Source organism: Mycobacterium europaeum (assembly GCF_002102155.1).
Taxonomy (GTDB): domain Bacteria; phylum Actinomycetota; class Actinomycetes; order Mycobacteriales; family Mycobacteriaceae; genus Mycobacterium; species Mycobacterium europaeum.
Genome location: NZ_LQOU01000009.1, coordinates 148231 through 166769 on the forward strand (window position 1 = coordinate 148231; position 18539 = coordinate 166769).

18 protein-coding genes and 1 pseudogene are annotated in these 18539 nt (G+C 66.9%); 10 read left to right on the plus strand and 9 right to left on the minus strand.

Annotation, left to right across the window (positions count from 1 at the left end; translation table 11 throughout):
* Positions 1-49 precede the first annotated feature (49 nt).
* On the minus strand, positions 50-1270 hold the full coding sequence (locus AWC03_RS03655) for a cytochrome P450 (RefSeq protein WP_085239158.1): 1221 nt from the start codon (positions 1268-1270) through the stop codon (positions 50-52).
* An 11-nt stretch (positions 1271-1281) separates the two neighbouring features.
* Positions 1282-2304, minus strand: a complete 1023-nt coding sequence (locus AWC03_RS03660; RefSeq protein ID WP_085239159.1) for an LLM class F420-dependent oxidoreductase — start codon at positions 2302-2304, stop codon at positions 1282-1284.
* Positions 2305-2496: 192 nt separating this feature from the next.
* Here AWC03_RS03660 and AWC03_RS03665 point away from each other — a divergent pair, with 192 nt between their 5' ends.
* Positions 2497-3993, plus strand: a complete 1497-nt coding sequence (locus AWC03_RS03665) for an acyl-CoA carboxylase subunit beta (RefSeq protein WP_085239160.1) — start codon at positions 2497-2499, stop codon at positions 3991-3993.
* A 6-nt stretch (positions 3994-3999) separates the two neighbouring features.
* Here AWC03_RS03665 and AWC03_RS03670 read toward each other — a convergent pair whose 3' ends face one another.
* The 4 genes and pseudogenes from AWC03_RS03670 to AWC03_RS27380 all read right to left on the minus strand — a co-directional run.
* A complete protein-coding gene (locus AWC03_RS03670; protein WP_085239240.1) occupies positions 4000-5043 on the minus strand; it encodes a TIGR03857 family LLM class F420-dependent oxidoreductase in 1044 nt (347 codons plus the stop codon).
* Entirely contained in the window at positions 5040-5420 is a 381-nt protein-coding gene (locus AWC03_RS03675; protein WP_085239161.1) for a nuclear transport factor 2 family protein, read from the minus strand. The genes AWC03_RS03670 and AWC03_RS03675 overlap by 4 nt, the downstream gene beginning before the upstream one ends.
* The gene (locus AWC03_RS03680; RefSeq protein WP_085239241.1) at positions 5420-6538 is read right to left on the minus strand and encodes an alpha/beta hydrolase family protein; all 1119 of its coding nucleotides are present in this window, start codon (positions 6536-6538) and stop codon (positions 5420-5422) included. Before AWC03_RS03680 ends, AWC03_RS03675 begins: the two co-directional genes overlap by 1 nt.
* A 12-nt stretch (positions 6539-6550) precedes the next feature.
* Positions 6551-6724: pseudogene (locus tag AWC03_RS27380) on the minus strand (cyclohexanone monooxygenase); the annotation flags it as partial.
* Positions 6725-6816: 92 nt separating this feature from the next.
* Between AWC03_RS27380 and AWC03_RS03685 the strand changes: the two are divergent.
* The 7 genes from AWC03_RS03685 (at position 6817) to AWC03_RS03715 (ending at position 14418) form a co-directional block, all read left to right on the plus strand.
* Positions 6817-7809, plus strand: coding sequence for a Rieske 2Fe-2S domain-containing protein (locus AWC03_RS03685; protein ID WP_085239162.1), 993 nt, complete (start codon positions 6817-6819; stop codon positions 7807-7809).
* Complete coding sequence (locus AWC03_RS03690) at positions 7806-8447, plus strand: cysteine hydrolase family protein (protein ID WP_085239163.1); 642 nt, start codon at positions 7806-7808, stop codon at positions 8445-8447. The genes AWC03_RS03685 and AWC03_RS03690 overlap by 4 nt, the downstream gene beginning before the upstream one ends.
* Complete coding sequence (locus AWC03_RS03695; RefSeq protein ID WP_085239164.1) at positions 8444-9064, plus strand: PaaI family thioesterase; 621 nt, start codon at positions 8444-8446, stop codon at positions 9062-9064. The genes AWC03_RS03690 and AWC03_RS03695 overlap by 4 nt, the downstream gene beginning before the upstream one ends.
* An 8-nt stretch (positions 9065-9072) precedes the next feature.
* The gene (locus AWC03_RS03700) at positions 9073-10725 is read left to right on the plus strand and encodes an acyl-CoA synthetase (RefSeq protein WP_085239242.1); all 1653 of its coding nucleotides are present in this window, start codon (positions 9073-9075) and stop codon (positions 10723-10725) included.
* 97 nt (positions 10726-10822) lie between these two features.
* Positions 10823-12031 (plus strand): cytochrome P450, encoded by a 1209-nt coding sequence (locus tag AWC03_RS03705; RefSeq protein ID WP_085239165.1) that lies wholly within the window; start codon positions 10823-10825, stop codon positions 12029-12031.
* A 33-nt stretch (positions 12032-12064) separates the two neighbouring features.
* A complete protein-coding gene (locus AWC03_RS03710) occupies positions 12065-13276 on the plus strand; it encodes a CaiB/BaiF CoA transferase family protein (RefSeq protein WP_085239243.1) in 1212 nt (403 codons plus the stop codon).
* The gene (locus tag AWC03_RS03715) at positions 13273-14418 is read left to right on the plus strand and encodes a thiolase family protein (RefSeq protein WP_085239166.1); all 1146 of its coding nucleotides are present in this window, start codon (positions 13273-13275) and stop codon (positions 14416-14418) included. Before AWC03_RS03710 ends, AWC03_RS03715 begins: the two co-directional genes overlap by 4 nt.
* A 207-nt stretch (positions 14419-14625) precedes the next feature.
* On the opposite strand, the gene trxA is transcribed toward AWC03_RS03715, so the two are convergent.
* Both trxA and AWC03_RS03725 read right to left on the minus strand, forming a co-directional pair.
* Positions 14626-15000 (minus strand): thioredoxin, encoded by a 375-nt coding sequence (gene trxA, locus AWC03_RS03720; protein ID WP_085239167.1) that lies wholly within the window; start codon positions 14998-15000, stop codon positions 14626-14628.
* 55 nt (positions 15001-15055) lie between these two features.
* The gene (locus tag AWC03_RS03725) at positions 15056-15436 is read right to left on the minus strand and encodes a carboxymuconolactone decarboxylase family protein (RefSeq protein WP_085239168.1); all 381 of its coding nucleotides are present in this window, start codon (positions 15434-15436) and stop codon (positions 15056-15058) included.
* Positions 15437-15640: 204 nt separating this feature from the next.
* On the opposite strand from AWC03_RS03725, the gene AWC03_RS03730 reads away from it, so the two are divergent.
* Positions 15641-17098, plus strand: a complete 1458-nt coding sequence (locus AWC03_RS03730; protein ID WP_085239244.1) for an NAD(P)/FAD-dependent oxidoreductase — start codon at positions 15641-15643, stop codon at positions 17096-17098.
* 11 nt (positions 17099-17109) lie between these two features.
* Positions 17110-17283 (plus strand): hypothetical protein, encoded by a 174-nt coding sequence (locus AWC03_RS27235; RefSeq protein ID WP_158089947.1) that lies wholly within the window; start codon positions 17110-17112, stop codon positions 17281-17283.
* Positions 17284-17325: 42 nt separating this feature from the next.
* On the opposite strand, the gene AWC03_RS03735 is transcribed toward AWC03_RS27235, so the two are convergent.
* Positions 17326-18525, minus strand: a complete 1200-nt coding sequence (locus tag AWC03_RS03735; protein WP_085239169.1) for an acyl-CoA dehydrogenase family protein — start codon at positions 18523-18525, stop codon at positions 17326-17328.
* Positions 18526-18539: the final 14 nt, after the last annotated feature.

An 18539-nucleotide genomic window follows, 5' to 3' on the forward strand; every position in this document is an offset into this window, starting at 1 on the left:
GCGATCGTCGCACACGCCGCCTAAGCGGGTCGCTCACCCCGGGTGGTGCTCACGCGGGCGTGTAGCGGGCCGGCAGGTGTTTGAGACCGCCCACGAAGGTGGTGGCCACCAGTTCGGGCTCCCCGGTCAGCTCAATGGATTTGAGCCTGGGCAGCAGCTCGGTGAAGAAGCTGTTGACCTCCATGCGGGCCAGTGCCGCGCCCATGCAGAAGTGCACCCCGTAGCCGAAGGCGAGGTGCTTGTTGGGGTCGCGCCCGACGTCGAAGCGGAACGGGTCGGCGAAGACATCCTCGTCACGGTTGGCCGACACGTAGGACAGCAGCACCGAGTCCCCCGCCGCGATGGGCACCCCGCGGACGGTGGTGTCCTCGGTGGCGGTGCGCATGAACTCCTTGACCGGGGTCACCCAGCGGATCATCTCCTCGGTGGCCAGCGGCATCAAGTCGAGGTTGTCGCGCAGTCGCGCATGCTGGTCCGGGTTTTCGATGAGCGCGTGCAGGCCGCCCGAGATGGTTGCGCTGGTGGTGTCGTGGCCGGCGGTGGCGACGATGAGGTAGTACGACACGGTGTCGATGTCCGACAGCGGTTCGCCGTCGACGCGGGCGTTGGCGATCGCCGACGCCAGGTCCTCGGTCGGGTGCTCCCGGCGCGACGCCGTCACCCCGTTGAAGTAACCGAACATGTCGAACAGCGCGGGGAGCTGATCCTCGTTGGTGGTGCCGCGTTTGAATTCCGAATCGTCGCTGCCGAACAATTCCTGGGTCAGCTTGAGCATGCGCGGAAAGTCGGCTTCGGGCAGGCCCAGCAGCGACATGATCACGTAAAGCGGGTAGTTGACCGCGACTTCCTGGACGAAGTCACACTCGGGACCTGCGGCCATCATCTTGTCGACGTAGATCTTGGCGAGCTCGTCGACGCGGACCTTCAACGCCCGCATCGCCTTTGGGCGGAACCAATCGGAGCCGATCGCACGCACCACCCGATGCTGCGGATCGTCGAGGTGGATCAGCGTGCGCACACCCGCGGCCGCCTGCATCTCGTCGCCCGCGGCCGTCGTCAGGACGGGACGGGGCCAGTTGGTGAACAGCATGTTCTCGCGTTCGATGTCCATGATGTCGGCGTGCTTGGTGATCGCCCAGAACGGCCGGTATTCCGGCACCTCGACCCACGACACCGGGGCGGTGGCGCGCAGATGGGTCAGCGCCGCGTGCAGTCGACGCTCGTCGGTGTACGCCAGCGGATCAGCCAATAACCGTCCGGCGTCATCCATCGTCGTTGTGCTCACTGGCGAAACTCCTTCATTGCGGCGGCGATACAGGCCGGAGAGGCGTCGTAAAAGATCGGCAGCACGCGGTCCACCGCGCCCGCACAACGGCGTTTCAGCGCGGCGCCGATTGCGTCGACGGGGCCCACGACCGCGAAGGTCGCGAGCATTTCGTCGTCGATCAGCGATCCCATCGCGTCCCATTGACCTTGCTTGGACAGCAGGTTCAACTCGGTGTGCAGGTCGCCCCAGCCATGCAGCCCAAGCACTTTCCGGTAGGCAGGCGTGGATCCGTAGAAGGCGATCTGTTTTCGGGTAGCCGCCATCGCCGCCGCCAGCTCTGCTTCGTTCTCGCCGGTCGCCACCATCACCTCGGACGACACCTGGAAGTCGGCACGGTCGCGGCCGCCGCGCTGCATGCCCCGCTGCAGCGCCGGCATCGTCACCTCGTCGAGGTAGCGCCTGGACACCATCGGGTGACCGAGGTGCCCGTCGGCCACCTCACCGCACATCTCGGTCATCGCTTCGCCCACCGCGGCGAGGAACACCTTGGGCGCCGGATAGGGCTGGGGTTCCGGCGTGAACATCGGGGTCATGATCTTGTGCGTGTAGAAATCGCCCTCGAAGCGCAACGTGCCGCCGTCTTTCCACGCGGACCAGATGGCGTGCAGGGCGGAGACGAATTCGCGCATCCGGCGGGCGGGATGGCTCCACGGCATGCTGAAGCGTTTCTCGATGTGGGGCTGAATCTGGGTGCCCAGGCCGAGGATGAACCGGCCCTGCGAGTACGCCTGTAGGTCCCAACCGATGTTGGCGATGATCATCGGATTGCGGGCGAACGCCACCGCGATGTTCGTGCCTAGTTCGAGCCGCGACGTGTGTTCGGCCGCCAGCAGCAGCGGCAGAAACGGGTCATGACTGGTCTCCGCCGTCCAGCCGCCGTCATATCCCCCGCGCTCCAGGGCGACCGCGGCATCGGTCGCCCGTGCCAGTTCATTGGGGATGCCCCCGTCGACCTTGAGGCGGGCGGCATCGGCCATGCGGGTAACTTTACAGTAAGCAATCCAGTATGTGACCCTGCGGGTGTGGTGATCGCAAGCGCGGCGCAGCCGGGCGCGGCGGGTCGCCACCATCGAACCAGGTGGAGATCGCAAGCGCGGCGCAGCCGGGCGCGGCGGGTCGCCACCATCGAACCAGTCGCGCGACGAAACCCCATGAGGTAGGACATAGGCATGCCGAACACCCAGGACTGGGGAGAAACGCTCGACGATCTCGGGCGGCGCCGTCAGCACGCGCGGGAGATGGGTGGGTCGGAGCGGCTCGACAAGCACCGCGGCAAGGGCAAGCTCGACGCCCGCGCGCGCATCGACCGCCTGCTCGACCCGGGGTCGTTCCGCGAGATCGGCACCCTGGTCGGGGGCCAGGTCGCCGCCGACGGGATCGTGGTCGGCTCCGGGTTGATCAACGGCTCGCCGGTCATGCTCGGCGCCGAGGACTTCACCACCATGGCCGGCAGCATCGGACCCGGCGGCAACTCGAAGCGCTACCGCATCGCAGAACTCGCACTGCGCGACAAGATTCCGTTGGTGATGCTGCTCGAGGGCGCCGGGTTTCGGCCAACCGGCGGTCACTACGGGCGCACCCCCACCGACCTGCTCGCCCAGGCGCAGTGCTCGGGGCGCGTTCCAACCGTGGCCGCCGTGCTCGGCCCCTCGGCCGGGCATGGCGCGCTCGTCGCGCCGGTGTGCGACTTTCGCATCATGAGCAGGCAGGGCGCCATCTTCACCGCCGGCCCGCCGGTCGTCAAAGAGTCCACGGGCGAAGATATTTCGAAAGAGGACCTCGGGGGCCCCGATGTCGCGCTGCCCAGCGGGGTGATTCACAACGTCGCCGAGGACGACGAAGACGTGCTCGACGACATCCGCCGCTACCTGTCCTACTTCCCGCCCAGCGCCTGGTCGTACCCGTCGCCGCTGCCCGCCGACCGGGCCGGCGAGCCGCGGCACACACCGGAACTGCTCGACATCGTGTCCCGGGACAACCGCCGCGTGTACGACATGCGCGCCGTGCTCGACGTGATCTTCGACCGCCCGGACTGGTTCGAGGTGCAGCCGCAATTCGGCAAGGCGATCATCTGCGCGCTGGCCCATCTCGGGGGGCATCCGGTCGCGGTGGTGGCCAACCAGCCCAAGGTGATTGCCGGCTCGATCGACGCGGACGCGGCGGACAAGGCGGCGCACTTCATCATGGTGGCCGACTCGTTTCACTTGCCGATCGTCTTCCTCGCCGACAACCCCGGGATGCTGCCCGGCAGCCGCTCGGAGCGCAGCGGGGTGCTGCGCGCCGGCGGGCGGATGTTCGCCGCCCAGACCGCGGCCACCACCTTGAAGCTGCACGTCACGCTGCGCAAAGCGTACGGTTTCGGCTCAATGGTCATGTCGCTGTTGGGCTTCGACCACCAGGTTGCGACGTTCGCGTACCCGGGGGCGACGATGGGCGCGATGAGCGCGGCGGCGCTGAGTCGCGCGTCCCACGCGGGCGAGGACCTGACGGCGAAGCTGCGCGACGCCGAACTGCAAGCGTCCTACCGCTCGGCCGAACACATGGGTTTCGACGAGCTCATCGATCCCCGAGAGACGCGCGACGCGCTACTCGCCGCCTTGCGACGCGGCCTGTCCAGCAGGCAGGCTGCCGCCGAACCGGTCAGCCGGACCGTGATCATGCCCTGACGGGCGCTACCGCCCTGCCCGATACGCCGCGATCACGGGCTCCAGTTCGTCCGGTGTCGCCCCGTGCATGATCACCGCGTCGGCCCCGTAGTCGAACTCCTTGCGGACCCGGTCCGCGCATTGCCGGGCCGATCCGGTGGCCGATGGCTCCAGCCACTCGTCGGGGATCAACGTCGCGATGTGCTCGATCTGGCCGGCCGTGGCCTTGTGGTCGATGCCACCCGCGATCGACGTCACCACCGAGTCCTCCCGAAAGCGTTGCAGCACGGCCGGATCCCAGTTGTTGGTCCGCACCATCAGGTCGCCATAGCCCTGCAGGTAGGTGGCCAGGCGTGCGACCGTCTTCTTCAGCCGGAGCTCCTCGGGAAGGTGGTCACCCACCGTCGCGAAGCAGGACCACACCCGCACGCCGTCGGGGTCGCGGCCGGCCTCTTCGGCCGCGGACTTGACGGTTTTGACGCAGCGCTGCAGCGTCTCCGGAGTGAAGTAGGTGTGCAGGATGACGTCGTCGAACACGCGCCCGCCCAACTCGAGTGTCTTGGGCCCGAACGCCACCAGCGCCAACCGGATGTCCTCGTCGAAGTCCGGGTCGAGGAACAGGATGGGGTATTTGCCCATCGGGCCGTCGTGGTTGACGATCAGTTCCCCGTGCCACAGGCGGCGCATGACCCGGGCCCAGTCCTCCATCTGCGCGGTGGTGACCGCCGGTATGCCGAACGCCCCGTAGATCGCCGCGATGCCGCGGCCGATGCCCAGCGTGAAGCGCCCACCGGAGAGCCGGTGCATGGTGGTCGCCCACGATCCGGTGATCAGCGGGTGGCGGGTGTTGTGATTGGTTGCGGCGGTGGCGATCTGCATCCTGGTGGTCACGGCGCAGGCGGCCCCGGTGAGAGACGACGCCTCCTTGACGTTCCAGCGCTCGGAGATGAACGCGGTGCCCATGCCCAGCTCCTCGCCGCGGCGCGCCTCGTCGATCAGTGTTGCCGGGCCCTCGCCGCCGGCACCGGCCAGCAGGTAGTAGCCCAATTCATCAAGCGTGCGATCGGTCAACTCCACACTCCTTGCCGGTAGCCACAGTTCCAGACCTCGGTGATCTTTCCGTCGACGACCCGGAACACCTCGATGCTGCCGACGTTGGCTTCGGTGCCGTCCTTGGTGGTCATCGACGAGTCGTAGACGATCGCGACGTGCTGGCCGTCGTCGCCTGCGGCGACGATCTTCAGATCGAAGCGCAACGTGTCGAACATCGCCCAGACGTCCTTGACGCGATTGACGGCCTGTTCGCGGGTGAGCGTGTGCGACTCCCCCACCTCGTGCCGGATCACGATGTCGGCGAACAACTCCCCCGCCAGGGTCAGGTTCTGCTCGTTCCAGACGACCAGGTTGTAGAGCTCGACCACCTCACGGGCGGTACGCGTCGCCGCCATCAGCCCGCCACGCCGCGCAGGAATCGGTCGGTCACCTTCTGGACCCGCCGGGAGAAGACGTGTCCGACGTGGCTGCCGTCGTACCAGTACAGCTGGCCTCCCCAGCGCTCCTGCAACGCTTCCGCGGGCTCGCGCATCGCCATCCGGTCGTGCCACGCGCCGACGATCAGCCGGCGGTCCGGCGGCGGCGCCGGATCCACCCGCAGGGGATCGATCACCGAGGTCAGCTGCGCCACCTCCGGGGACGCCAACAAGTCCCGGAATTCGGCGCGGGACGATCCCCGACGCCCCAGGTGCCGCGCGATCATCGCGTTGAGCCCCAGGATCGGCGTATACAGCGCGACGGCATCGATCTGCCTCTCCAGGTGGGAAACCAGCGCCGCGACCGGGCTTCCCATCGAAATCCCGGCTACCGCAACCGCAGTGGCCTGCGGCTTCGCCCATCGCACCACCGCGCGGATCTCGGACACCGCCCGCATCATTCCGGCGACGTTGCCCAGCGGGTCTATGTCGGGGTAGGCGGGCCATTCGCGGCGCCGGCAGCCGTGACCGGGCTGCACCGGCATCGCGACGTTGAATCCCAGCTGGTGATGTATCCGGCCGATCCGGCTCAGCAACAGGTCCTCGGTACCGCCCTGACCGGCGCCATGCACCCAGATCAGCCACGGCCTCGGGCCGTCGCGGTGCCGGCACAGGTGCACCACGGCCCTCGCCGGGCCACCCAGGCCCTCGGCTTCCAGCGTCTTCGGCAACGCCGGATCGTGCTCGAACGCCATCCGCTCGTATGCGAGATTGCCGATCCGACGCCGCCGCAACGAGGTTGCGCGCAGCGGCGGCGGGTCCCGGTGCGCGCGGTCGAGACCCAAAGCGGACAACTCCTCTGCCGCCGCCGTGCAGCCATCCAGGGAACGCGTCGCCGCCGGGCTCCCCCCGAGCAGCGAAAAGCCGCTCAGCACAAGTTCGTCCAGCATGACCTCACCGAACTGTCGCAGGCCGCGCGGTGACACCGGAGCCCACCCCGTCGATTCGTTCAGGCCGGACACCGTGCGGGGCAGCAACATGCCGAGCTCGCGGGTCGCCTCCCGGGCCAACCCCAGACCGCGCGTCACGTTCGACATGCCGTCCACCTGGGCCGGCTTGAAACAGGTGCAGCCGGCGGCCGCGACTCCCTCGCAGTGACGCCGGTATTCGGGCATTCCGCAGGCGTAGCCCATGTACATCCGCTCATGGCCGGGTGCATTGCCGCCGTTGTACCACGGGTTGCACGACGGATGGAACAGCACCGTCGGCGCCACGAGCGCGGTGGCTGTGTCATTTCGCTCCTTGCCGTGCACGGGCCGGACTGCTGAAATCTATACTGTAACGGGCTTAGTATCAGGCAATCGGAGGCGCCGGCGTGAAAGTGCCGTTCACCTGGAAGGTCACCGGGTGGTTCATGGTGGGGTGGTCGCCAGAGTTCCCGGTGGGCGAGGCGCGGCCGCTGCACTACTTCGGCGAGGACCTGATGGCCTACCGCGACGAGTTCGGCGTATTGCACGTCCTCGAGGCGCACTGCAAGCACCTGGGCGCACACATCGGCCACGGCGGCAAGGTGCTCGGCGACTGTGTCGAGTGCCCGTTCCACGGCTGGCGCTGGGGACCGGATGGCACGAACCGCTACATCCCCTACCAACCGGACCGCCCCAACCGCGCGCTGCGGCTGCGGGTGTACCCGGTGCACGAGCAGTACGACTGCGTGTTCATCTGGCACCAGCCAGACGGCAAGGACCCGCACTGGGAGATGCCGGACATCTTCGGGAAGTTCCCCCAATTCGAGACCGACCCGGCGGCCTATTACCGCGCGTATCCGGAGTTCTCCCGGCGCGCGGAGCGCGAGCCGGTTCACCCGCAGATCGTGGCGGAGAACGCACCCGACAGCGCCCATTTCGAGTACGTGCACCACGCCACGGTGACGCCACCGGTGCTGGACTGGAAGATCGTCGACCACGAGTGGCAGTTCGTCGCGGGATGGCCGGACGCGCGCAGCGACAACCCCGAGGATCTCGCGTTGCGGTTCCACAGCCACCTGTTCGGCCTCGGCGGGGCCATCAGCGTCTTCGAGGGGGCGCAGAACCACCGGCTGATCTTCACCTGCACGCCGGTCGACGACGAGTGTTCGGACCTGTTCTACTCGATCTGGTGGCCGCGGGTCCCCGGAGACACCTCCGAGGTACCGCACGGCAAGCTGCGCGACGTCATCGAAAAACAGTTCCTGTCCACGGTCTTCGACGATCTGCGAATCTGGCGCTACCAGAAGTACGTGGAGCATCCGGCGCTCTCCAAGGTCGACGCGAAAGGCTATATGGCACTGCGAAAATGGGCGACCCAGTTCTACGACGTGCCGGCATGACGCCACTCAACGACCTCGCGTCGCCCGAGCACACCGCGATCGTCACGCAGGAATGCCAGGGGGCCGTCATCGGCCCGGACGCCGGGCTGGCGATGCTGGCAACGGAAGCCCGTCGGGTCGCGCTACCCAACATCGTGCGGCTGCTGCCGGCCGCCCGGGCGGCCGGGGTACGCGTCGTGCACTGCGTAGTGCAGCGACGGCCGGACGGGCTCGGTTCCAACCACAACGCCAAGATCTTCAGTCGGGGCCGGGGCCCCGGAAAAGGCGGACTCGACATTGCCCCGGGGAGCGCCGGGGCGGCTGTCCTTCCCGAATTAGGGCCGGAGCCAAGCGATCTGGTACTCAGCCGCTGGCACGGCGTCGGGCCGATGGGGGGCACCGACCTGGACGCCATACTGCGGAACCTTGGCGTCTCCACCATCGTCGTCGTGGGGGTATCGCTGAACATCGCCATTCCCAACGTCGTCATGGACGCCGTCAACGCCGCCTACCGCGTCGTCGTTCCCCGGGATGCCGTCGCCGGCATCCCCACCGAGTATGGAGAAGCCATCATCACCAACACCCTGTCGCTGCTCGCGACCATCACCACCACGGACGAACTGCTTCAAGCGTGGCAGCCGAGCGAAGCAGCGCGATGACGGAAACAGCGCCGGAGGTTCGGGGCGGATTTCCCGACGTCAAGCCCGTCGAGGACGCTCCCGAGGAACTGGGGCCGTTCGTCGCCGCTCTGCGCCGCCTGCAGGACCTGACCGTGTCCACCAAGCCTGACCCCGCGCTCTGGGCCGCCGCGACCGCGCACCTGGAGAACGCCTGCGCGCTGTTGAACGACCACCAGGTCCCGGAGACCGAGTCGGTAGCCGGCCGGGTGCTGAGCCTGCCGGGGTTGGCCCATCCCCTGATGCCGCCCTGGATGGTGACCGAGTCAGGTCCCGACGGCGTGACGATGGCCGGCCATTTCACCACCGCGCACATCGGCGGAAACCGGGCCGTGCACGGTGGAATGATCCCGCTGTTCTACGACTGGCTGCTCGGCATGGTGGTGTCCACCGCGGGCATCCGGCCCACCCGCACGGCCTACCTGCACGTCGATTACCGCAAGATCACCCCGATCGACGAGCCGTTGACCGCCCAGGGACGAATCTCCGGCATCGACGGCAGGAAAGTTTTCATTGACGCTACTATGACAGCTACCGATGGAACCTTGCTCAGCGAAGCCAACGGCTTGATGGTTCGCCTGCTACCCCACCAGCCGTGAAAGGCATGATGTCAGACACCCCAACGACATTCACGGTACCGGCCGTCGCGAGGGCCGTGGCCGCGGCAATCCCCGATCGAGAGCTCATCGTCCAAGGGGACCGGCGCTATACCTATGAGCAGGTGATCGAACGCTCCACCCGTCTGGCCGCATACCTGCACTCGCGCGGGTTGGGTTGCCACACCGAACGCTCCACGCTCGACGGTCACGAGGTCGGCCAGGACCTTCTCGGCATCTACGCCTACAACGGCAACGAGTTCGTCGAGGGGCTGCTCGGCGCGTTCGGGGCCCGCGTCGCGCCGTTCAACGTCAATTTCCGCTACGTCAAGAGCGAGCTGCAGTATCTGCTGGCGGATTCGGGGGCGACCGCGCTGATCTACCACGCCGCGTTCGCGCCGCGGGTGGCCGAAATCCTGCCGGATCTGCCCCAGCTGCGCGTGCTGATTCAGATCGCCGACGACTCCGGCAACGAGTTGATCTACGGCGCAGTGGATTACGAGAGCGCCCTGGCCTCGTGCGCGCCGACGCCACCCCCGGTTCAACACTCACCCGACGACCTCTACGTCCTGTACACGGGCGGCACGACGGGAATGCCGAAAGGCGTCCTGTGGCGCCAACACGACATCTTCATGACGTCCTTCGGCGGGCGCAACCTGATGACCGGCGAGCCCTTTGGATCCGTCGAGGCGATCACGGCCGGGGTGTCCGCCGGCCCCGGCACCAAGTTGATGGTCCTGCCGCCGCTGATGCACGGCGCGGCCCAGTGGAGCGTGATGACCGCGATCACGACCGGGCAATCCGTCGTCTTCCCTTCGATCGTGGACCGGATGGACGCCGACGACGTCGTCCGCACCATCGAACGCGAACGGGTGACGGTCGTGACGGTGGTCGGTGACGCGATGGCCCGCCCGTTGGTCGCCGCCATCGAGAAGGGAACCGCGGACGTGTCGTCGCTGGCGGTCGTCGCCAACGGGGGCGCGTTGCTCACCCCCTACGTCAAGCAGCGATTGATCGAAGCGCTCCCCAACGCCGTCGTCGTCGACGGCGTCGGCTCCTCGGAAACGGGCGCACAGATGCACCACATGTCGACGTCCGGCGCGGTGTCGACCGGCACCTTCAATGCTGGGCCGGACACGTTCGTGGCGGCCGAGGACCTGTCCGCCATCCTGGAACCCGGTCACGACGGCATGGGCTGGCTCGCGCAGCGCGGTTACGTTCCGCTGGGCTACAACGGCGACGCGGCCAAGACGGCCAAGACGTTTCCCGTCATCGACGGTGTGCGATACGCGATTCCCGGTGACCGGGCCCGCCACCACGCCGATGGCAGCGTCGAATTGCTGGGGCGCGATTCGGTGACGATCAACTCGGGCGGCGAGAAGATCTTCGTCGAGGAGGTCGAAACCGCCATCGCGTCGCACCCGGCGGTCGCCGACGTGGTGGTCGCCGGACGGCCTAGCGAACGCTGGGGCCAGGAGGTGGTGGCCGTCGTCGCGCTGGCCAACGGCGCCCACGCCGACGCCGAGGAACTGGTCACGCACGCCTCGCAATCGCTGGCCCGCTACAAGCTCCCCAAGGCGATCGTGTTCCGCGCGGCAATCGAGCGCAGCCCGTCCGGCAAGGCCGACTACCGGTGGGCGCGCGAACAGGCGGCCAACGGCTGACACCGCGCCGGGCGCCCATATTGTCTACTGTAGGTATTACAGTATGATCTTACGCACGGCGCCTTGCCGTTCCCGCTGACGATGCTGGAGATCTAGGGTGACGACCAACCTGCCCGCGGCAGCCGGTGCCGATGGCCAGACCGTCAGCCTGCGTGACCCCTATCCGTTCTTCGCCCGGAAACGCCGCGCGTCCGGGGTGTTCCGCGGGACGGTCATGAACTATTCCAAAACGCCCGAGTCGCTGATCCCCAAGCGCGAATTCTCCGCGGTGTCCTTCGATGCGGTGAACAAGGTATTCCGGGACGGCCGGGTGTTCAGCTCCGCGCCGTACGACAAGACCATCGGCCTGTTCATGGGGCCCACCATCCTGGCGATGGAGGGAAAGAAGCACCGCGACCACCGCAACCTGGTGTCCGCGGCGTTCAAGTCCAAGGCGTTGGCCCGTTGGGAGAACACCATTGTGCGGCCTATCTGCAACGCCCTGATCGACGAGTTCGCGCGCGCCGGCGAAGCCGACCTGGTCCGGCAATTCACGTTCGAATTCCCCACCCGCGTCATCGCCCGCCTGCTGGGGCTGCCCGCCGCCGACCTGTCGACGTTCCGGAAGCGCGCGGTGCAGCTGATCAGCTACCACGTCGACTACGAGTACGCCTTCGAGGCGTCGGCCGCGCTCAAGGACTACTTCCTCGAGCAGATCGCACTGCGCCGATCCCGTCCCACCGAAGACATCATCGGCGACCTGGTCACGGCGGAGATCGACGGCGAAAAGCTAAGCGAGGAAGCGATTTACTCCTTCCTGCGGCTGCTCCTGCCGGCCGGCTTGGAGACCACGTACCGGTCATCGGGCAACCTGCTGTACCTGCTGCTCACCCACCCGGACCAGTTCGCCGCGGTCCAGGCCGACCGCGGGCTGTTGCCGCAGGCGATCGAGGAGGGGTTGCGCTTCGAGACGCCCCTGACCACGGTCCAGCGCTTCACCACCGAGGACACCGAGCTGGAAGGTGTCGAGATCCCAGCGCGTTCGGTGGTCGGTGTGTGCATCGGGTCGGCGAACCGCGACGAGCGGCGCTGGGAACGTTCCGAAGAATTCGACATCTTCCGCACGCCGCTGCCGCACATCTCCTTCGCCGCCGGCGAGCACACATGTCTCGGGCTGCACCTGGCGCGGCTGGAGACCCGCGTCGCGGTCGAATGCCTCCTGGACCGGGTGGCCAATGTCCGGTTGCTCACCGACGACGACCCGCACATCCACGGCCAGCCCTTTCGCTCACCGACGGCGCTTCCCGTGACGTTCGACGCGAAGTAGGGGTGAGGATATGGTCCTGAAATGACCAAAGTTATGTCGGGCTTCCGGGTCCTGGAACTTGCGCAATTCACCTTCGTCCCGGCGGCGGGTGCCATCCTGGCCGATTGGGGCGCCGACGTCATCAAGGTCGAACACCCGTTGCGCGGCGACACCCAGCGCGGCTTCGTCAACATGGGCGGCATCCAGGTCGACCCCGAGCGGCACCCGCTGATGGAGCATCCCAACCGGGGCAAGCGCAGCGTCGGCGTCGACGTCTCCACCCCGGGCGGCCAGGAAGTGATCTACGAACTGGCCAAGACCGCCGACGTCTTCCTCACCAATTACATGCCGGCACAACGGCAGAAACACAAGTTCGACGTGGAACACATTCGCGCGGTGAACCCGAACATCGTCTACGCACGCGGCTCGGCATACGGCGACAAGGGCGCCGAGCGCGACACGGGCGGCTATGACGGGACGGCGTTCTGGACGCGCAGCGGCATCGGGTACGCGCTGACGCCCGAGGAGCTGGGCGGCGCACTGGGACAAGGCATCCCCGCGTTCGGTGACTCCATCGGCGGCATGTTCATCGCGGGTGGGATCTCGGCCGCGTTGCTGCATCGCGAGCGCACCGGCGAAGCCCTCGAGCTCGACGTGTCGTTGTTGAGCACGGCCTGGTGGGCGGCCGGGGCGAGCGTGACCCAGGGCATGGAGACCGGCGAAGTCATGCGCACGCCCATGCCGGGTTCGGCAGCGTCGGTGAATCCCTTCATGGGCAACTACGAAACCTCCGACGGCGGCACCATCAACCTGTGCATCATCAGCCCGACCGGCTTGATCCGCGACACGTTCGAGCACCTCGGCATCCCCGAGGCGGCCGACGATCCCCGCTTCTCCGACGTGCTCCCGTTGATCCAGAATGCCGACGCGGCTGCCCAATTGATCGCAAAGGCCTTCGCGGCCAAGCCCTTCGACTATTGGCGGCAACACCTGAAGACGATGAGGGGTCAGTGGGCGCCGTTCCAAAGCCTGCTCGACCTGATCGACGACGAACAGGCCCTCGCCAACGACATGATCAGCGAGGTCGAACTCGCCGGCGGCGGGAAGCCTTTCCGGGTCGTGCGCGGCCCGGTGCAGTTCAACCACGAGCCCCTGGTGACCACGCGAGCGCCCCAGGCCTCCGAACACACGGAAATCGTGCTGATGGAACTGGGCATGGATTGGGACCGCATCGAGGAACTGAAGGACTCGGGAGCCATTGCGTGAATGACGTGGCGATCATCGGCGTCGGCCTGCACCCGTTCGGTCGTTTCGAGGGCAAGTCCGCCATGGCGATGGCCGCGGACGCCATCCAACTCGCGATCGCCGACGCGGGCATCGAATGGCGAGACATCCAGGCCGCCACCGGCGGCAGCTGGACGGTGGCCAATCCCGACGCCATCGTCGCGATGGTCGGGCTGTCCGGCATCCCGTTCACCAACGTGTTCAACGCCTGCGCGACCGCGGCCAGTGCCGCCAAGGCCTGCGCCGACGGTATCCGGTTGGGCGACTACGACTTCGGGATCGCCATCGGCCTGGACAAGCACCCGCGCGGCGCCTTCACCGAGGACCCGGCGCTGGTGGGGATGCCGCGCTGGTATGCCGAGAACGGGCAGTACCTGACGACCAAGTTCTTCGGGATGAAGGCCAACCGGTACCTACACGATCACGGCATCTCCCACCGAACGCTGGCCAGGGTGGCCGCCAAGAACTTTCGCAATGGCGCGATGAATCCCAATGCCTTCCGCCGCAAGCCGATGTCCGAAGACGACATCCTAAATTCAGCGATGCTGAATTACCCGCTCACGCAGTACATGTTCTGCGCGCCCGACGAGGGGGCCGCCGCGGTGGTGATGTGCCGGGCGGACATCGCACACCGCTACACCCGCACGCCGATCTTCTTGCGGGCGGTCGAAGTGCGCACCCGCCGGTATGGCGCCTACGAGGTCAACACGACGTTCGCGCCGGTCGACGAAGACCTCTCCCCGACCGTGTACGCCTCCCGCGCCGCGTTCGAGAAGGCGGGTGTGACGCCGCAGGACGTCGACGTCATCCAGCTGCAGGACACCGACGCCGGCGCGGAGATCATCCACATGGCCGAGTGCGGGTTCTGCACCGACGGCGAGCAGGAAAAGCTGCTCGCCGACGGTGCCACCGAAATAAGCGGTTCCATGCCGATCAACACCGACGGCGGGCTCATCGCGAACGGCGAGCCGATCGGGGCGTCGGGTCTGCGGCAGATCCACGAACTGGTGCGCCAACTTCGCGGTGAGGCCGGCGATCGCCAGGTGGCCGCTGAGCCGCGCGTCGGGTTCGCCCAACTCTACGGGGCGCCGGGCACGGCCGCGGCGACCATCCTGACGACCTGAGCGCAGCCGATCAGCACCGGTGGGGCGGCCCGCGGCCCTACCTGCCGGCGCTCTGGCCGCAGGTGCATCGTTGATCGCTGGGCACGCGTTTCATCACGCTGTCGGCGTGTGCGCCACACCCCGCCCAGGTGACCTTTCCGCAGCGCCGGCAGCGCACGGCGTAACACATGATTGCTCCCTACTGTCCAGGGCGAAACGATTGCGCCACTATGCCTTCACAGCGGCTTTGCGCTCGGCGATCTTGGCACGGACCTGCTCCATGTCAAGACCCTTGACCTGGTCGATCAAGTCGTCCAGCACGGCCGGTGACATCGCTCCCGGCTGGCTGTAAACGAGGATGCCGTCGCGGAACGCCATGATCGTCGGCACCGAGCGGATGCCTACGGCCGCGGCGAGTTCGCGCTCGGCGTCGGTGTCCACCTTGGCGTACACGATATCCGGGTGGCTCTGCGAGGACCGTTCGAAGACCGGCGCGAAAGCCCGGCACGGCCCACACCAAGTGGCCCAGAAGTCAACGAGCACAATGGGGCTCGTGAGTACCGTCGATTCGAAATCTTCGGCGGTCAGCGTCTTGACGGTCATGGTTGCTCCTATCGGGAATTGAGGGTGAGGATTGGATCGACACGGCGGTGGCCGCTCATTGAGCAGGCCCAGCGGCGTCCTCCGCGATCTTGTCGGCGAATTCGCAAAATGCGCTGTATGCGCGCGCACCGTAGATCGTCGCCGGGCCACCATGCATGAGGATGGTGACGCCGATCGCCTCGGCGGCCTCTTCCTTCGATGCGCCGGCACGGGCCGCGCCCTGAGCGTGGGATGCGATGCAGCCATCACACCCGGCGACGACCCCGATCGCCACCGCGATCAGCTCCTTGAACTTTTTGTCCAAGGCGCCCGAGGTCAGTGCGCCGTTGCTCATCTCGGCGAAACCCCGGTACACGTCAGGGATCATCTTGCGCAGGGCACGGTGCTGGGGGTTGAGGTCGTCCAGCACCTGCTGGTAGTGGTTGTGTTCAGTCATGGCATGTACAATACCTATACGGGTAGGGGTATTCCCGCGGTCCGGCTGATTTTTCCTTCGGTGCGCATATACCTCGGCCAATAGAGTCCATCGGCCCTAGAAACGCGTCCCCGCGGCGCGCAATCTGGCCTCGGAGCGCCCGGCGTTCCCACGCGCGGTAATCGCGCCGCGCGTCGATGCCGGCGTATGGAACAGAGGAGCATCATGGCACGAGTCGTCATCCTCGGCGCCGGCATCGCCGGGCATACCGCCGCGCTACACCTTCGCCGATGGCTGGGCCGCAGTCACGAAGTCGTCGTGATTTCGCCCAATGCCGACTGGAACTGGATCCCGTCCAACATCTGGGTCGGGGTGGGCCGCATGGATCCGGCCAAGGTCCTCATCCCGCTCAGACCCATCTATCGCCGCAAGGGCATCGTATTTCATCAAGCGTTTGCCACCGCGATCCATCCGGAAGGCACCAAAGAGCAGCCGGCGCCATCGGTGGACTTCACCTACACCGACGAGGAACACGACGGTCAGAGCGGCACCATGACGTACGACTACCTCATCAATGCCACCGGACCGCGCCTGAACTTCGCGGCCACGCCCGGGCTCGGCCCCGGCGGCCACTCATACTCGGTGTGCACCGCGGCCCACGCCGTCGAGGCGGCCGAGGCGCTCGACCGGGTCATCGCCAGGCTGAAGGCCGGCGAGAGGCAGCGCCTGGTCATCGGCGTCGGACACGGCACCTGCACCTGCGAGGGCGCGGCCTTCGAGTACGCCTTCAACGTCGAGCACACGTTGCGCGCCGCCGGCGTGCGAGACCTGGCCGAGGTCGTCTACCTCACGAACGAGTACGAACTGGGCGACTTCGGCGTCGGTGGCATGAGCTTCGTCGATCAGGGCTTCGTGCAGTCCAGCCGGTTGTGGACGGAATCGCTGTTCCGTGAGCGCGGCGTCAAAGCCATCACCCAAGCCGGCGTCCACGAGGTGATGGACGGCAAGCTGCGCTACGAGCAACTCGACGGCAAAGAGCACGAGTTGGACTTCGACTTCGCCATGCTCCTACCGCCGTTCAAGGGAGCCGCGCTGACGGCATACGACAAGGACGGCAACGACATCAGTTCCGTCCTGTTCGCGCCGTCAGGCTTCATGAAGGTGGACGCGGACTACTCGGGCAAACCGTATGACGAATGGTCCGCGGCGGACTGGCCCCACACCTACGAGTCGACGGCCTATCCGAACATCTTCGCCCCGGGCATCGCGTTTGCACCCCCGCATCCCATCTCCCGGCCGCGCACGAGTCCCAACGGGACCGTCATCACGCCCAGCCCGCCGCGCACCGGCATGCCGTCGGGCATCATGGCCAAGACAGTTGCCGAGACCATCCGCGATCGAATCACCAAGGGAACGACCGCGGCTGCGCACCGCGCCTCGATGTCGACCATGGGCGCCGCATGCGTCGCCTCGGCGGGCACCGGTCTGCGGGAAGGCTCGGCCGCCGCCATGACGATGTTCCCGGTGGTACCCGATCCGGTGAAGTACCCGCAAACGGGTCGTGACATTGCCGGCACCTCCGGTGAGCTCGGCCTGGCCGGCCACTGGATCAAGCTGCTGCTGCACTATCTCTTCATCTACAAGGCGAAAGCCCGCCCATTCTGGTGGCTGATCCCCGAGTGAAAGGCACTTCGATGGACGACGAAACATCCTACGCGGACGTGAACGCACTGACGGCCGAGCGCATCGCCGACGCACCGCTGCCGACTCCGGCAAGACTGCGGATGCGGCAGAACCTCTTCGTGCAGTTCGGGCGTTTCATCCGGATCAATCTCAAGATGCTGCGGATCATCTACGGGCACGGCTGACGGCCGGCCGGGTTCGCCAGGCAGCGACCCGGCGGCGTCGGGTCAGGAGACCTTCTTGACCGGCGGCGCGTACGCGGGCTTACCGAGCCCGAGCATGTATTGGGCGATCATGTTGCGGAAGACCTCCAGCGTGCCGCCGTAGATTCCCACCAGTGGGGCGAACCGGTATGCGTATTCGGCACTACCGTCGTCTGCGGCCGCCTCGGTTCCGTACGGCAGCGCCGACGCGGCGCCTTGAATGTCCATCAGGTCCGGGGAGATGTCGCGCATCGTTTGTGCGATGGCGACCCGGCCGAAGATGCTCGGGGTGGCCAACGCCGTCTCCAGTCGGGCAACGCAGCGGCCCAGCCGATACGCGACCGACGCGTCGTCGATGAGGCGGCGCCCGTCGCCGTCGGCCCGCGCCATGCCTGCCGCCGCCTTGTCCACCGCCTCGGACAGAAAGCCGGCCTGATGCATCATGATCGACGTGTCCTGCAGACCGTCCGGGGCGGCGGCGACGGCGCCGTGCTCGACGTTGAGCGGTTCGCGCAGCACCGTCCAGCCGCCGTTCACCTCCCCCAGCCGATACTTGTCGTCCACACGGACCTCGCTGTAGTAGACGATATTGGTCCGATCGCCATCCACCGTGCGGATGCCCTGGATTTCGATGCCGGGCGAATCCAGCGGTACCAGGAACATGGTGAGGCTTTTGTGTTTCGGCGCATCCGGGGCGGTGTTGGTGATCAGGAAGACGTATTGGCAGTTATGGGCGCCGGTGGTGAACATCTTGGAGCCATTGATGACCCAGCTCGATCCGTCCGCCTCCCGTACCGCGCGGGTCTTGCAGGTGGCGACATCGGAGCCACCTTCGGGTTCGGTGTAGCCGAGGCACAACCGCACCTCGCCGCTGAAGACCTTCGGTAGCACTTCGTCGCGCAGTTGCGGTGACCCGAACTTGTCCACCGAACGGGCCACCATCGCGGTCGTCCCCCAGGTCACCCATGGCACGTGTGCCCGCCGCTTCTCCAGCTCCCAGATGCGGCGCCGCACCCGGGGAAAACCGCCGTCTGATTCCGGCTTCCACTCCGCCGCCAAATAACCTGCGGCGCCGAGCTTCAGGTGCAAGCTCTCGTCGAAATTGTCGCCGGTTTCCCTGTCCCGACGCCTGACCTCTTCGGTCATGTGCGTGGCCAGAAAGGTGCGCGCTTCGTTGCGGAATGCCTCGTCCGCTTGAGACAGCTCGACGCGAGAGAAATCCATGATGTTGCCCCTTC